The 15546-nt window shown below is 25.3% G+C and carries 15 protein-coding genes and 2 tRNA genes; 16 read left to right on the top strand and 1 reads right to left on the bottom strand.

From position 1 onward, the window contains the following. Positions 1 to 170: 170 nt before the first annotated feature. From SPJ33_RS03340 to SPJ33_RS03270, 15 genes are all read left to right on the top strand, one after another. Positions 171 to 1046 carry a metal ABC transporter substrate-binding protein gene (locus SPJ33_RS03340; RefSeq protein ID WP_321116558.1) on the top strand — a complete coding sequence of 292 codons (876 nt, stop codon included), beginning with the start codon at positions 171 to 173 and terminating at the stop codon, positions 1044 to 1046. 48 nt (positions 1047 to 1094) lie between these two features. Further along, a tRNA-Trp gene (locus SPJ33_RS03335) sits at positions 1095 to 1170 on the top strand. A gap of 205 nt (positions 1171 to 1375) precedes the next feature. Further along, a complete protein-coding gene (locus SPJ33_RS03330; protein WP_321116557.1) occupies positions 1376 to 1792 on the top strand; it encodes a universal stress protein in 417 nt (138 codons plus the stop codon). A gap of 27 nt (positions 1793 to 1819) precedes the next feature. After that, a complete protein-coding gene (locus tag SPJ33_RS03325; RefSeq protein ID WP_321116556.1) occupies positions 1820 to 2809 on the top strand; it encodes a Gfo/Idh/MocA family oxidoreductase in 990 nt (329 codons plus the stop codon). 379 nt (positions 2810 to 3188) lie between these two features. Then, a tRNA-Trp gene (locus SPJ33_RS03320) sits at positions 3189 to 3264 on the top strand. A gap of 208 nt (positions 3265 to 3472) precedes the next feature. Continuing rightward, positions 3473 to 3658, top strand: coding sequence for a hypothetical protein (locus SPJ33_RS03315; protein ID WP_321116555.1), 186 nt, complete (start codon positions 3473 to 3475; stop codon positions 3656 to 3658). Between the two features lie 178 nt (positions 3659 to 3836). Next, a complete protein-coding gene (locus tag SPJ33_RS03310; protein ID WP_321116554.1) occupies positions 3837 to 4022 on the top strand; it encodes an alpha/beta-type small acid-soluble spore protein in 186 nt (61 codons plus the stop codon). Between the two features lie 275 nt (positions 4023 to 4297). Then, complete coding sequence (locus SPJ33_RS03305) at positions 4298 to 5851, top strand: hypothetical protein (RefSeq protein ID WP_321116553.1); 1554 nt, start codon at positions 4298 to 4300, stop codon at positions 5849 to 5851. Positions 5852 to 5939: 88 nt separating this feature from the next. Continuing rightward, entirely contained in the window at positions 5940 to 6842 is a 903-nt protein-coding gene (locus tag SPJ33_RS03300) for a metal ABC transporter solute-binding protein, Zn/Mn family (RefSeq protein ID WP_414627202.1), read from the top strand. Between the two features lie 160 nt (positions 6843 to 7002). Beyond that, entirely contained in the window at positions 7003 to 8748 is a 1746-nt protein-coding gene (locus SPJ33_RS03295) for a MutS-related protein (RefSeq protein WP_321116551.1), read from the top strand. 34 nt (positions 8749 to 8782) lie between these two features. Further along, positions 8783 to 9700: a 3'-5' exonuclease gene (locus tag SPJ33_RS03290; RefSeq protein ID WP_321116550.1), complete on the top strand. Its 918-nt coding sequence runs from the start codon at positions 8783 to 8785 to the stop codon at positions 9698 to 9700. A gap of 71 nt (positions 9701 to 9771) precedes the next feature. After that, positions 9772 to 10179: a CBS domain-containing protein gene (locus tag SPJ33_RS03285; RefSeq protein WP_321116549.1), complete on the top strand. Its 408-nt coding sequence runs from the start codon at positions 9772 to 9774 to the stop codon at positions 10177 to 10179. Positions 10180 to 10377: 198 nt separating this feature from the next. Next, the gene (locus SPJ33_RS03280) at positions 10378 to 10653 is read left to right on the top strand and encodes a metal-sensing transcriptional repressor (protein ID WP_321116548.1); all 276 of its coding nucleotides are present in this window, start codon (positions 10378 to 10380) and stop codon (positions 10651 to 10653) included. A 71-nt stretch (positions 10654 to 10724) separates the two neighbouring features. Continuing rightward, positions 10725 to 13403, top strand: a complete 2679-nt coding sequence (locus SPJ33_RS03275) for a heavy metal translocating P-type ATPase (RefSeq protein ID WP_321116547.1) — start codon at positions 10725 to 10727, stop codon at positions 13401 to 13403. A gap of 32 nt (positions 13404 to 13435) precedes the next feature. Further along, positions 13436 to 13651 carry a heavy metal-associated domain-containing protein gene (locus SPJ33_RS03270; protein WP_321116546.1) on the top strand — a complete coding sequence of 72 codons (216 nt, stop codon included), beginning with the start codon at positions 13436 to 13438 and terminating at the stop codon, positions 13649 to 13651. A gap of 43 nt (positions 13652 to 13694) precedes the next feature. Here SPJ33_RS03270 and SPJ33_RS03265 read toward each other — a convergent pair whose 3' ends face one another. Next, positions 13695 to 14234, bottom strand: a complete 540-nt coding sequence (locus SPJ33_RS03265) for a hypothetical protein (RefSeq protein WP_321116545.1) — start codon at positions 14232 to 14234, stop codon at positions 13695 to 13697. Positions 14235 to 14394: 160 nt separating this feature from the next. On the opposite strand from SPJ33_RS03265, the gene rpsA reads away from it, so the two are divergent. After that, complete coding sequence (rpsA, locus tag SPJ33_RS03260) at positions 14395 to 15531, top strand: 30S ribosomal protein S1 (protein WP_321116544.1); 1137 nt, start codon at positions 14395 to 14397, stop codon at positions 15529 to 15531. Positions 15532 to 15546: the final 15 nt, after the last annotated feature.

The raw sequence follows: 15546 nt of genomic DNA, 5'->3' as shown, positions 1-15546 counted from the left end.
TCGCTAAATCTAGCCTATCTATATATTCTATCCAAAAATTCAAGAAAAGAAAAGTAAAAGTAATTGCATTATAAAAATAAAAAGTGTAAAATTAGAATACACAAATATTTACAAAAAATAAATCTAATATCAAATATATTTATAGAGAGAATATATGAAGAGGTGGAATCATGAAAAAATTAACAGCTGCAATGCTAATTATAACAGCAGCGTTTTTTTTAGGTCTTGGTGGAGTTTCAAAAACTCTTATGGCAGATGCGTCTACTGATGAGAATATCAATAAGGGCGTAAATTTAAACATAATTACATTAGATAAACCGCAGTATGAAGCTGTTAAATCATTAGTTTTAGATAAGCACAATGTAGAATATATGTTTAACAATCAGAATGAAATGAAGAAATTTAAGTATGATGAAAATACTATAAAAGATATATCAAGTAAAAATTTATTATTTTATCTTGGAGTTGGAAATGAAAATATATCAGTTAATGATATGATAAGTAAATTAGATAAAAGTAATTTAGGGGTTGTAAATTTATCTAGAGGAATAAGAGAATTAAGATATAAAGTTGATGATAAGGATGTTCAAAATCCATACTATTATTTAGGAATTCCAGAATATAAGATTATGCTTTACAATATAAAATCAGCGCTTCAAGAAAAAGATCCTATAAATAGAGGATATTATGAAGAAAATTACAATAAAATAGTTGAAGAGATTGATAAATTAAAAGATAATTTTAGTAATGAATGTAAAGATTTAAATAAATATAATTTTATATTAGAAGATAATAAATTAGAGTATTTCTTTAGGGGTTTAGGAATTGAATATAATATTTTACCTAAAGATAATAATCTAAAAGATTATATTAGGAAAAATAAACTTGATACTAAAAATTTAATATTTATTCAAGATAAAAAATCAAAGAATGAAGTTAAAGGTATTAAGGCAGTAAAATTAGAAGTTTATAATGATAATAAGAGTTTTAAAGAGGAAATAGAATATAATATAAATAAATTAAAGGAATTAATAAAAAATAAATAAAATTATTGCTTTTTTGTTTTATATGTATTATAATTAATATTGTCCTAAAGGGGTATGGCTCAATTGGTAGAGTAGTGGTCTCCAAAACCATTGGTTCTGGGTTCAAGTCCTAGTGCCCCTGCCAAAGATATAAAAGCTAGAAGTGATATTACTTCTAGCTTTTATTTTTATATTTTAATGCATATCTTATGAAAAATTTTTATGAAATTATTATAATTATTTTAAAACGTTTAAATTATATTGAATAAGTATTTAAAAGTAAAATAAATTAAGATATAAGATGTATAATATAGAAAATAGAAATTTTTACATAAGAAGAGGTGCTTAAAATGACAAAGAAAAAAATTTTAATACCAATAGATGGCAGTGAAAAAAGTCTTATAGCCTTAAATTATTTAAAGAATAATTTTAAGCCAGAAGATGTTGAAGTAACAGTTATAAACGTAAGAGAAATAGTTTTTATAAACGGATTAGCTGTTCAAGAAGAAATAAAAGATGCTGAAATTATAGGTAAATCAATATTAAGAGATGCAAGCGAAAAAATAGAAGAATTCAATTGTAAAAGAGAATTTGCATTTGGATATGCTGGAGATCAAATATTAAATTATGCAGAAGATAATGATGTAGATATCATAATTATGGCAAAAAATACTAAAAAGAAATTTACAGCATTAGTTGGATCAGTAACTGAACATGTAGTTAAAAGAGCTAAATGTATAGTTATAATTATTCCTGAGCTGTACTAAAAAAAGTAAAGGTGGGTTTTTTGAAAAATGAATAAAATAAGATTTGGAATCATAGGTACGGGAAAGATAGTTGAAAGGTTTTTAGATGTAGCGCTTACACATGAAAACTTTGAACTTGTAGCAATGTATTCAAGAAGCATAGAAAAAGCTGAAGAATTTGGAAAAAAATACGGAGCAACAGAATTCTTTGATGATTTAAATGAATTTGCAAAGTCAAAAGATATTGATGCAGTTTATATAGCATCACCTAATTCACTTCATTCATATCAAGCAATTTTATGCTTAGAAAATAAAAAACATGTACTTTGTGAAAAACCAATGGCTTCAAATGAATTAGAAGTTAAAGCTATGATAGATGCAGCAAAAAAGAATAATGTTCTTTTAATGGAAGCCATGAGATTAACTGTATTACCAAATTTCTTAAAAGTAAAAGAAAACTTACATAAGATAGGTAAAGTAAGAAGATATTTTGCATCATACTGCCAATACTCATCAAGATATGATAAGTATAAGGAAGGAATTGTTCTTAACGCCTTTAAAAGAGAACTTTCAAACGGATCACTTATGGATATAGGGGTATATTGTATTCACCCTATGATTAATTTATTTGGAATGCCAAATAAAATTGTAAGTGAATCAATGCTTTTAGAAAGTGGAGTTGATGGACAAGGTAGTGCTTTATTTAGTTATGAAGGTGCAAGTGGAGTAGTTATGTATTCTAAAATAAGCGATTCAAAATTACCACTAGAAATACAAGGTGAAGAAGGAACTATTATAATTGATAGTATATTATTTAAAAATGCAAAAATAGTCTATAGAGATGGAAGAGAAGAGATAATTTCTGTAGATCAAAAAGAAAATGATATGTATTATGAAATAGATGAATTTATAGATGTTATAAATAGAAATGAAACAGAATCTAAGAAAAACTCATATGAAAATTCATTAATGGCGATTCAAGCAATGGATGAAATAAGAATGCAGATAGGTTTAGAATATCCAGCAGATTTAAAATAAGATATAGAACAAAGAAGTTTATCTAAAAAATTTAAGGTAAACTTCTTTTATTTATATTATTAAATAAATAGTTAATTATTACAAAATTTTAACTTGAAGATTTTTGAAAAAAGGTTAAAATATAATCAAAGGATAGCTTGATAATATTTAATAGAGATACCTTAAACAACTATATTACATAAAATTTAAAAAGCAAATTATAAAACAACTCTACAATAAAAATGAGAAAGATATTTTGTCTTTCTCATTTTAAATTTATTCTATTTAATATTTTAATTGAGTCATCAATTCATTTATTGTAGTTATTTCTTGTATTAAAAATATTATAAAAATATAGTTGACATAATGTCATATACTATGATATTATGGTAAATGTCTTAGGGGTATGGCTCAATTGGTAGAGTAGTGGTCTCCAAAACCATTGGTTCTGGGTTCAAGTCCTAGTGCCCCTGCCAGCAACACTCAGTTTTAAAACTGAGTGTTTTTTTGTGCGAAAATTTAATTATATAAACAAAAATACAATAAAATATAATATAATAAAACTATTATAAATTCATAAAAAAACAAATAAAAAAATATGATTTTTAATAAAAATATAAAAAAATTAGTATTTTTTCAAAAATATGATATAATTTAACAAATGGTATATCATAGGAGGAGAAAATGAATAAAAAAAGTAAGATTATTATAATTTTAGTTTTTATTCTTATTACGATTAGCATAATAATATCTTCAATAATTTTAAATTATAAAGGAAAGAGAAAAGTAATAGATTCAAGCGTAAAATTTGAGAATAGTAAAAATGGGGTTAATGATGTATTAAAGACTATAGAAAACGTAAATTATTAATACATAAATATTAAATTATAACTTAAAAATAGAGAAAATATTATTTGGATTTATATAACAAAAAAACATTAATTTACAATGAATTAAAATATCCCATCAGGATAAACTATAGATGTAAGGTAAATCAAACAAAGATTTAATCTTACATTTATACCGTAAGCCGTAGGAGGGATTGATTATGTCACATAGAGTAATAGTTCCAGAAGCAAAACAAGGTCTAAGTAACTTCAAAAATGAAGTAGCAAAAGAGTTAGGAGTTCCATTTTCAGATTACAATGGAGATTTAAGCTCAAAACAATGTGGATCTGTAGGTGGCGAAATGGTTAAAAGAATGGTACAAGAATATGAAAATACTATAAAATAAACACCTACTAAAAGGTAATAATTAAAATCAAAAAATTACACCATTAAGTAATATTATATTTTAGTACCAAGAGGATGATTTTTTCTAAATCATCCTCTTTATTTTTGCGTAAAATATATGATAAAATTAGAACAAAATTTACTTAAATAGAATAATAAAACAAAAGATACAAGTAAGTTATATAAAGAACTTAAGAAAGAACAATTATAATACAATTTTTTAGTTGTATTAGGGCTTAAATTTTAAAAATTTAAGCTAAGAAGAGGTGGCTTTGGATGATTATTAAAAAAGTTAGGATTAAATCATTTGGAGGTATTAAGGATAGAGAGTTTGATTTTAGAAGAGGGATAAATTTAATAAATGGAGAAGATGAAAAAAGAACTATAGAGAATTTTATAAATATATGGCTTTATGGATTTAAAGATTCAGAAACTAATATAAGTAGTTTAAGAAAAAAATTTTTATCATCTCCAGAAGAAAAAATGCAAGGACAATTAATAATTGAATATCGTGGGGCAGAATATGTAATTCAAAGAACTTTTGGATTAAATAAAAAAGATGATGATTTAATTATTTATGATAGATTAACTGGAAGAGAAATAGACAATAAAGAGAAAGAAGAAATATCAAACCACATAAATAAATTAAGATTATTAGAAGAGAAAGAAAAAGATATAAATAATTATTTAGAAAAGAATAGAGGTATAGTTACTAAGGAATTTGTAAATTATCTAGTTAAAGAAAATAAAACATACTTAAAAATATTACATATAAAAAAAGAGAATGAGTTTGATTTAGAAGAAATTAAAAATAAAATAATTTGTAAAAATAATAAATTAGATGATTATAAGTTTTTCTCGTCTATGGATGAAGACTTTAAAGAAAATTTAATTAAGCTAAGTAGCGAACAAAAAAAGTTGCAGAATAAAGTTTTGCAAAATAGGAAAATAAAATTTTCATTAGAAGAAGAGGAAAGAATTTTAGAAGAAAAGAGAAGACTTTTAGGTGAAACATTTAAATTAACTTCTTATAAGGAAGAAATAAAAATATTAATTAAAGATTATGAAGCTAAACAAGAAGAATTAAAAGAAAAAATAAAATATTCTAATATAGATAAGAATATTGAAAAATTAAGTATGGGTCAAAAGCTAAAGAATAATAAGTTTATATTTTTATCTATATTAGGAGCACTAATATTTATAATTAATATAATAAATATTCATGCATCTATTTTGTATTTTTTAAGTATTATATTGATACTTGCCGGAATATTTTTTGCTATATATTCAGATAATGTAGAAAAAGATATCGAATATAAAATAAATAATAGAAAAGAGATTAGTTCTTTAAATAAAGATATAAAAGAGATTGAAGAAAAACTACAAAAATATATGAATCTTATAGATTGTGATAGTCATGAAGCTTTATCAAAAGCTGTAAGCGATTTAGAAAGTTTTTACTTATTAGAAGCAAAGATTAAGTTGAAAATTGAAAAAAAGAATATTGAATTAAAACATATGTCTGGTATTTATAAAGATGAAGAAAGATATAATAAGAATAAAAAAGTTATAGATTCAATGCTTAAACTTTGTGGATGTAATACAATAGATGATATTTATATTAAATTAGAGGAATTTGAAGATATTAAAAGAGATTTAGATAAGCTATATTTAGAATATAAATCTAAAAAAGAAGTTCTAAAAAAGATTTGCATTGAGTTAGAAGAAAAAGAAACTGAAATAAAGAATAATTTAAAAATTATAAATTTAGAATATATAGATTTAATAGATTTAGGAATTTATTTAGAAAGATTTAGAGAAATAATATAATAAATTTTAGATTTATAATTGACAATAGTAGGAAAAAACATTAAAATTAATCATATGCAAATGCAAATCATATGCAAAAGGAGTGCGAATCTTGAAAAAAGTAATAGGAGTATTAAGTGCAATACTTATATGTTTTGGACTTATTGGGTTTGCGGGAGATAAAGAAAATTCTAATAAACAAACAGATAATAATAAATTAAATGTTGTAGTTTCTATTTATCCATTAGAACAATTTACAAAAATGATTGGTGGAGATAAAGTAAATGTATTGACATTAGTTGGAGCAGGGCAAGAACCACATGATTTTGAGATAAAACCTGCGGATTTTAAAGAACTTGCAAATAGTGATATATTTGTTTATAACGGTCTTGGATTAGAAGAATGGCTTGATAAAGTAAAGGATCAATTAAAAGATAGTAAAACTTTAATGGTTGATTCAAGCAATGGAGTTGATGTAATTAAAGATGGAGATAAAATAGATCCACATATTTGGTTAAGTTTAAAGGATGCAACAATTCAAGCTAATAATATAAAGAATGCTTTAATAGAAAAAGACCCAAGTAATAAAGAATATTATGAAAAAAATTATAATAAACTAAAAGATGAATTTGATTCATTACATAATGAATATAAGCCAAAATTTGAAAAACTTAAAAATAAAGATTTTATAACAGGTCATGCTGCTTTTGGATATCTTTGCAGAGAATTTGGATTAACTCAAAAGTCAATTAGTGATTTATATTCAGATGGGGAAGCTACTCCAAAGAAACTTGAAGAATTAGCAGAGTATTGTAAAAAGAATAATATAAAAACAATATTCTCTGAAAGTTTAGCTGAACCTAAAACTTCAGAAACTTTAGCAAGAGAAGCAGGAGCTAAAGTTGAAAAGATATATAGTTTAGAATCAAGCGAAGATGATAAAACATACTTAGAAGGTATGAAGTATGATTTAAAAGTTATATATGATAGTTTAGTAGAAGAAAATAAGTAATAAAAAAGGTTTGATTTAACTAAAATAAAGGTTAATCAAACCTTTTTTTAATATTAATATGCTATAATATATGTAAAAAATAGTAAAGGAGGAGATTTTTATTAAAGCTTTAGAATACTATCAAAATAATATAAAGTATAGTAAAGATAAAATAAATAAAATGGAAAAAAGTATAACTACTATAGGTTGGAGTAGATTATTAATAGTAGTTTTAATGATAGTTTTAGGTTATGTGCTATATAGACAAAATAAAATATCAATGTTTATAGGTGGAGAGGTTTTATTATTTGCTATTTTAGTAGGGGTTGTTATATATCACAATAAAATAATAAATAATAAAATTAAAATAGTGAGATTTTTAGAGATAAATGAAAAAGGTGTAAAAAGAATAAATGGTGAATTTAGAACTATAGAAGATGATGGTTCAGAATATATTGATGACTCACATCCATTTTCTTCAGATATTGATATTTTCGGGAAAAGTTCATTGTTCCAATTAATAAATGATACCTTAACTAAAGGGGGAAGAGAAAGACTTGTAAGCTATCTTTCTTTAAGAAAATTACCTACAAAGGAAAGTGTAGAAAAAAAACAAGAAGCTATTAAAGAACTTGGTGAAAAAATAAGTTGGAGACAAGAACTTTTAGTAAAGGGTAAAACTATAATAAAGAATAAGAAAAAAGAAACTGAAGAATTGGATGCATTTGTGGTTTGGAGCAAAGAAAAAAGAAGTAAGGGTGCAAGCAAAAAAATAGTAGCGTACTTATTTATAGCTATAACATTTTTAAGCATAGTCTTATCAATAGTTAAAATAATACCAGCTAGTTATATTTTACTTATGTTATTAATCAACTTTGCTGTTATTAAGTTACTTACAAAAAATAATAAAGAAGATTTAGAGATGTTTAATAGTATAAAAAATACTATTAAGTCTTATGCTAAAATATTAGAATTAATAGAAAAAGAAGAATTTAAATCACAATATTTAAAAGAAATAAAATCTAAGCTTAAAAGTGGTACAAAAAATTCATGTGGTGAAGAAATGAAAAAATTATCTAATCTTTTAGATTGGATAGGAGATAGCTCTGGAAATGCATACTATTTAATAATTAATGTTTTTATATTTTCAGATGTATTTATAGTAGAAAATTTAGAAACTTGGAGAGAACAAAACTCAAAGGAATTAGAAGTATGGATAGATGTTATAAGTGAAATTGATGCATTAATGAGCATATCCAATGTATATTTTGATTTTGAAGAATTTAAATTCCCAAAGATTTCAGACAAAAAAGAAGTAAAAGGAAAAGCTATTGGGCATCCACTTCTAGGAGAAAAAGCCGTTAGAAATAATTATTCTCTTTCAGGTAATAAAAAAGTTACTCTAATTACAGGATCTAATATGTCAGGTAAAAGTACATTTTTAAGAACTATTGGTTTAAATTTAGTATTATCATATATTGGAGCTCCTGTTTTTAGTGATGATTTTACATGTGGAATATTTAATATTTATACATGTATGAGAACTAAAGACAATCTAGAAGAAAATATATCATCATTCTATGCAGAAATACTTAGAATTAAGATTTTGATAGAAGCAAGTAAAAAAGGAGAAGATGTCTTCTTTTTATTAGATGAGATTTTTAAGGGAACTAATTCTTTAGATAGACATGTTGGAGCAACTGAGCTTATAAAACAATTAATAAATAGTGGTGCTATTGGGCTTGTATCTACTCATGATTTAGAATTATGTGATTTAGAAAAATATGATAATAGAATAGAAAACTATAATTTTAGAGAATATTATGAAGATAATAAAATAAAATTTGATTATAAATTAAGAGTTGGGAAAAGTGAAACTCAAAATGCAATACATCTTATGAAACTTGCAGGAATTGAGTTTAAATAAAGGTATAGGGAAAAAAGAGAGAGGGCTTTTAAGCATGGGTTACGTAATAATAGACTTAGAATTTAATAATTTAAATAATATAACAAAGTATCATCCTAAATTTTATGAGATATATCCAGATTTTAAGACACCTTCTATACAAAATGAAATAATACAAATAGGTGCAATTAAAGTAGATAAATACATGAAAGTTGAAGGAAGATTAAAAGAATATATTAAACCATCAATAATACCAGTTTTAAATCCAGAGATTACTAAAATAACAAATATAACTGAAGAAGATTTAGATAATGGTATTACATTTCATGAAGCAATAAAAAAGTTAAGAGATTTTATAGGGGAAGATGTATTTTGTTCTTGGGCTAAGGATGATGTTGCGCAGATAATAATAAATGCACATCATCATGGCTTTAAGAATTTAGAATGGATAGATAAATACTTAGATGTTCAAGAGTATACAAGTAAAATATTAGGTGTTAAGAAATCTTTAAGTTTAAAAAATGCATTAAAGAGGCTTAACATAAAAATAGATAATAGTCTTTTGCATGATGCTTTAAATGATGCAGAATTTACTTTTCTTGTATTTAAACAACTATATAATTATAGGATTGTGAAAAATTATATTGTTGATAATATTTATGATATACCAACAATAAATATAAAAGATATAGATAATATTACTTTAGATGTATCTAAGGTAAAATCATTATGTCCAAGATGTAGTAAAAAAATAGAATTAGATTTTGATTATATGCCATATAAGTGGAGGTTTATATCAATAGGAAAATGTTCTAAGTGTAATGCTTCTATACTTAATGAAGTTATAGTAAAGAAAACACTTCATGAAGAAATTATTTATTATGAGATTGGAAATATTATAGGAAATTTAGAGTATTTAGATTATACCTATAAGCTTGATAAATATTTCTTAAAGAATGAAAAAGTACTATAATAATCTTAAATGAATTATGCTAAAATAGTATATGGTATATAAATAAAATATTAAAAAGGAAAGGAATAGGTATGAATATAGCATTTTTTCTTACACCTAAAAATGAAGTGGTTTGTGAGAGTTTAGAATCGACTATGAGACAAGTAATGGAGAGAATGGAGCACCATGGGTATACTGCAATTCCTTTAATAGACAAGCATGGAAGATATGTTGGTACTCTAACAGAAGGAGATTTATTATGGAAGCTTAAAAATACTCCAGAACTTAATTTTAAAAATACTGAGTCTGTAAAAGTAAAAGATATTAAAACTAGAAGAGCACATAAGAGTGTATTAATAAATTCTGATATTGAAAGTTTAATATCACTTGCTATTAATCAAAATTTCGTTCCTGTTGTTGATGATGAAGGAATATTTATAGGGATTATAAAAAGAAGTGATATAATAAATTATTGTTATAATGAAATGAAAAATAAGTAAATATATTTATATTAAGAACCTAGTACATACTAGGTTCTTTTATTATGGATGAAAAATATTTCTATATGTACATAGTTTTTAACATATTGCTAATAGAAAATGAAAAGAACTGTAGAGTTATTGACATTAAATATCAAAAAGAGTATATTTATAATCAGAAAACGCACCCCCTATAGGTGGGGGTAAAGGGGGATAAATATGAATGATGATAAAAAGAAAGCTATGCAGCTTTTAAAAACTTGTAGGGGACAAATTGATGGAATAATAAAGATGCTTGAAGATGAAAGATATTGTATTGATATATCAAATCAAATAATAGCTGCTCAAGGATTACTTAAAAAGGCTAATAAGCATGTATTAACACAACATATGCATCATTGTGTGACAGAAAGCATGTTGAGTGAAAATAATGTAGATAAAAATGCTAAAGTAGAAGAAATAATAAGCATATTAACAAAACTTATAGATAAATAAAATTATTGTATATGTTACATAAAGATTGGCTAAATAAAATAAAAAATAAACTATATTAAGGAGGTATCAGTATGAAAAGACAATTTGATGTTAAGGGAATGACTTGTGCATCATGTTCTAGTAGAGTAGAAAAAGTTGTTGGTAAAATGGATGGCGTTAATGATGTTGTAGTAAATTTAGCCACAGAAAAGATGACAGTTGATTTTGATCAAGATAAAGTAAGTGTTGATCAAATAGAAGAAAAGGTTAAAAAAGCTGGATATGAAGCAACTGAAATAAAATCAGATGATATAGTAGAAAAAAATTATAATATCACTGGCATGACTTGTGCATCATGTTCTAGTAGGATAGAAAAAATATTAAATAAAGCTGATGGTGTAGAGAGTGCAGTTGTTAACCTTGCTACAGAAAAAGCTACAGTTAAATTTGATAAGAGTGTCATATCTTCAGAAGATATAATAAAGAAGGTTGAAAAAGCAGGTTATGGTGCTGAAGAAATTGATGAAGGAAATAAATCAGAAGCACATTTTAAAGTAAAAGGAATGACTTGTGCATCATGTTCTAATAGAGTAGAAAAAGTTGTAAATAGAATGGATGGCGTTTATGAAGCTGTAGTAAACCTTGCACTTGAAGACATGAATGTAAAGTATGATAAAAGAAAAGTATCGATAGAAGATATCGAAAAAGTAGTAAAAAATGCTGGATATGAAGCTATAGAAATAAAAGATACAGCTAAAAGTGATCATAAAAAGGATTCGCAAGAAAAAGTTAAAAAAGCTAGAAATAGATTTATATGGTCAGTAGTTTTTGCAGTTCCACTTTTAATAATAGCTATGGGTCCTATGCTAGGATTAAAATTACCAGGTGTAATAAATCCAGATGTAAGTCCATTTAATTATGCTTTTATACAATTAATACTAGCACTTATTATTGCATTTATAGGTAGAGATTTCTTTATACATGGATTTAAGAACTTATTCCATTTAAGTCCTAATATGGACACGCTTATTGCATTAGGTAGTGGTGCGGCTATACTTTATGGAATATATGCATTAGTAAAAATTTATCAAGGTGATGTACATTTTGCCCATCATTTATATTTTGAATCAGCAGGTATGATTGTTGCATTTATAAGTCTTGGTAAATTCTTAGAAGCTATTACAAAAGGAAAGACTTCAGATGCTATAAATAAACTTATGGGACTAGCACCTAAAACTGCAACAATAATAGTTGACGGAAAAGAAAAAGTTATAGGAATTGATGATGTTAGAGTTAATGATATAATTCTTGTAAAGCCAGGTGAAAAATTACCAGTAGATGGTGAAGTTGTTGAAGGAACAACAAGTATAGATGAATCTATGCTTACAGGTGAAAGTATTCCTGTAGAAAAAAATCCTGGAGATCAAGTATTTGGTGCAAGTTTAAATAAAAATGGTATGTTTAAATATAAGGCAACTAAGGTTGGTAAGGATACAGTCCTTTCAAAGATTATAAACTTAGTTGAAGATGCTCAAGGAACAAAAGCCCCAATTGCAAAGTTTGCAGATGTTATTTCAGGATATTTTGTACCAGTTGTAATAGCAATTGCAGTTTTATCAGCTTTAGCTTGGTTCTTTATAGGAAATGAAAACTTAGAATTCTCATTAAATATATTAATATCAGTCCTTGTAATTGCCTGTCCTTGTGCTTTGGGTTTAGCAACACCAACAGCAATTATGGTAGGAACAGGAAAAGGTGCTGAAAATGGAATTCTTATAAAAAGTGGAGTAGCACTTGAAGAGGCACATAAGATTAATACAATAGTATTTGATAAAACAGGTACAATTACAGAAGGAAAGCCAAAGGTAACAGATATAATATCAGCTTCTATAAGCGAAGATGAATTATTAAAATTAGCAGCAGCTGCTGAAAAAGGATCAGAGCATCCATTAGGAGAAGCTATTGTTAAAGAAGCTGAAAATAGAAATATAAATTTACCACAAATAAAAACATTTAATTCTATTCCAGGCGAAGGTATTATCACAAATATCGAAGGAAAAGATATAGTTATTGGTAATAGAAAGATAATGGATAGAAATAAGATAGACATTACTAGTATTGAAGCTAAGGCACATGAATTAGCAGATAGTGGTAAAACTCCAATGTTTATAGCAATAGATGGAACTTTAGCTGGGATAATAGCAGTTGCAGATACAGTTAAGGAAAATAGTAAGAAAGCTGTAAAAGCGCTTCATGATATGGGAATTGAAGTTGTAATGTTAACTGGTGATAATGAAAAAACAGCAAAATCAATTGCAAAACAAGTTGGAATTGATAGAGTAATTTCAGATGTTCTTCCAGAAGGAAAAGCAAATGTTATTAAAGATTTACAAAAAGAAGGCAAAAAAGTTGCTATGGTTGGAGATGGAATAAATGATGCTCCAGCACTTGTTACAGCAGAAATAGGTATGGCAATTGGTTCAGGTACTGATGTTGCTATAGAATCTGCAGATATAGTACTTATGAGAAGTGATATTTTAGATGTTGTTGGTGCTATTCAATTGAGTAGAGCAACAATTAGAAATATAAAACAAAACTTATTCTGGGCATTTGGATATAACGTACTAGGTATACCAGTTGCTATGGGGATTTTAAAATTATTTGGAGGTCCTCTTTTAAATCCTATGATTGGATCATTTGCAATGAGTTTAAGCTCAGTATCAGTTTTACTAAATGCATTAAGATTAAAAGGATTTAAACCTAAATTTTAATATAAAATATAAAAAATTAAGGAGTGATAATTATGAAAAAATTTGATGTAAAAATTGGTGGAATGGGATGTCAAAAGTGTGTAGATAGTATAGAAAGTGCTTTTGCAGGAGATAGCAGAATAAAGCAATATGAAGTAAAGGTCGGAGAAGCAATAGTTGAAGGAGATATAAACGAAGCAGAATTAAAAGATTTAATAGATGATGCTGGATATGATTTAGAAGAAGTAAAAGAAATAGAAAGATTATAATTTATAAGACCATATAAAAAGGAGCATTTAAATATGCTCCTTTTTATATATATTTTTTTATTTCTTCATCAATATCTATATCAAATGATGAAGAAGGATTTGAAGTTTTATCAAGAGTTTCTTTTGTTTCTAGGAATTTATTTTTAATTTTCCCTTCTATATTTGAGAAGTTTTTTATATGAGATGCTGTTTTGAATTTATAGTTATTTTTATAATTAGTTTCTATATTATCATATTCAGACTCTAATTTATTTAATAATGTATCTATAATAGATTCAGCTTCTGATAAATAATTAACCTTATCTTCCATAGTTTTTAATTCTATTTCTAAAGCTAATTTTTTTTCAAGAGCTTTTTTAGCAAGATTAATATTATCTTTTTTTATTGCAAGCTGTATTTTAGAGTCATAATCTAAACACATATCATTTAACCAATAAATATCACTTTTAAGTGAATATAATTTATCGATTAGATCAGAAAATTCAAATAATAAGTCATCTAAAGTATTTTTACAATCTTTTATTTTATGTTGTTTATTTGAGTTAGATTTCCTATTAAATTTTAACTTTTTTAATATTTCCATAACTCCTCCAAGATAAAACGATAAATTCATATAATTAATATATGGAATAACATAAATAATGTTTAAATTATTAAAAGAAGTGTTTTTCTTGTATTAAATTTATTGATAGATTAAAATTATAAGTAGAGTATATGTTGGGGAAAAGAAGGAGTGAATTTAAATGATAAATGAAAATGCTATGAATGAATTATTAGATTCTTATGATGTTAAAAGAATCAATAAAGGAGATATATTAGAAGGTAGAGTAATCGATGTAAATGATAAAGAAGTAACTGTTGATATTAAATATGCTTTTGATGGAGTTATTGAAAGAGAAGAACTTACAGCAGATGATAAAAATCCATTAGAAGTAGTAAAGCCTGGTGATGAATTTAAGGTTGTTGTACTTTCACCTAATGATGGAGAAGGTTTTGTAAAATTGTCTAGAAAAAGAGCGTTAATAAAACAAGAAAAAGAAGATATTAAAGATGCTTTTGATAATGATAAAACAATAAAAGTTAATGTTAAAGAAGAAGTTAAAGGTGGATTAGTTGCACAATATGGAGCAGTTAGAGTATTTATACCAGCTTCACTTGCTTCAAGAGAAAAAATAGATATAAAATCATTAGTAGGAAAAGAATTAGAAGTAAAAATAATAGAATTAGATTTTAATAATAATAAGGTTGTTGCTTCAAGAAGAATTATTGAAGAAGAAGCTTATGAAAAAGATCAAAAAGCTCTATGGGCACAACTTAAAAATGGAGAAAAGAGAAAAGGTGTAGTTAAAAATATCGTTAAGTATGGAGCTTTTGTTGATATTGGAGGAATACAAGGGTTAATTCATATAAATGACTTAGCTTGGGAAAGAGTTAAGAGAGTTGAAGATGTAGTTTCTGTTGGTGATGAAATAGAAGTTTATATTGGAAATGTAGATCCAAAGAATAGAAAATTATCATTAGTATTAAAGGATGTAAATAAAGAACCTTGGAATCTTCATGCTGATTCAATAAATATTGGAGATACTTTAGAAGGAACAGTAGTTAGATTTACAAGTTTTGGAGCTTTTGTTGAATTATTTAAGGGTGTAGAAGGATTAGTTCATATAAGTGAAATAACTGATGAAAATATAACAAAACCTGAAGATGTATTAAAGATGAATCAAAAGGTTAAAGTTAAAGTTTTAAATATTGATAAAGAAAATAAAAAGTTAGCTTTAAGTATTAAAGATGCAGTTGAAAAAAGTTCAGAATACCTTAAATATATGAATAATGAAGATGATGGAGTAAGTCTTGGAGATTTATTTAAGGACTTATTCTAATATAAAGTTAAAGGA

Origin of the sequence: Clostridium sp. (assembly GCF_034179595.1) — a bacterium.
In the GTDB taxonomy this organism is placed as follows: domain Bacteria; phylum Bacillota; class Clostridia; order Clostridiales; family Clostridiaceae; genus Clostridium.
This window is presented reverse-complemented; position numbering and strand designations above follow the sequence as displayed.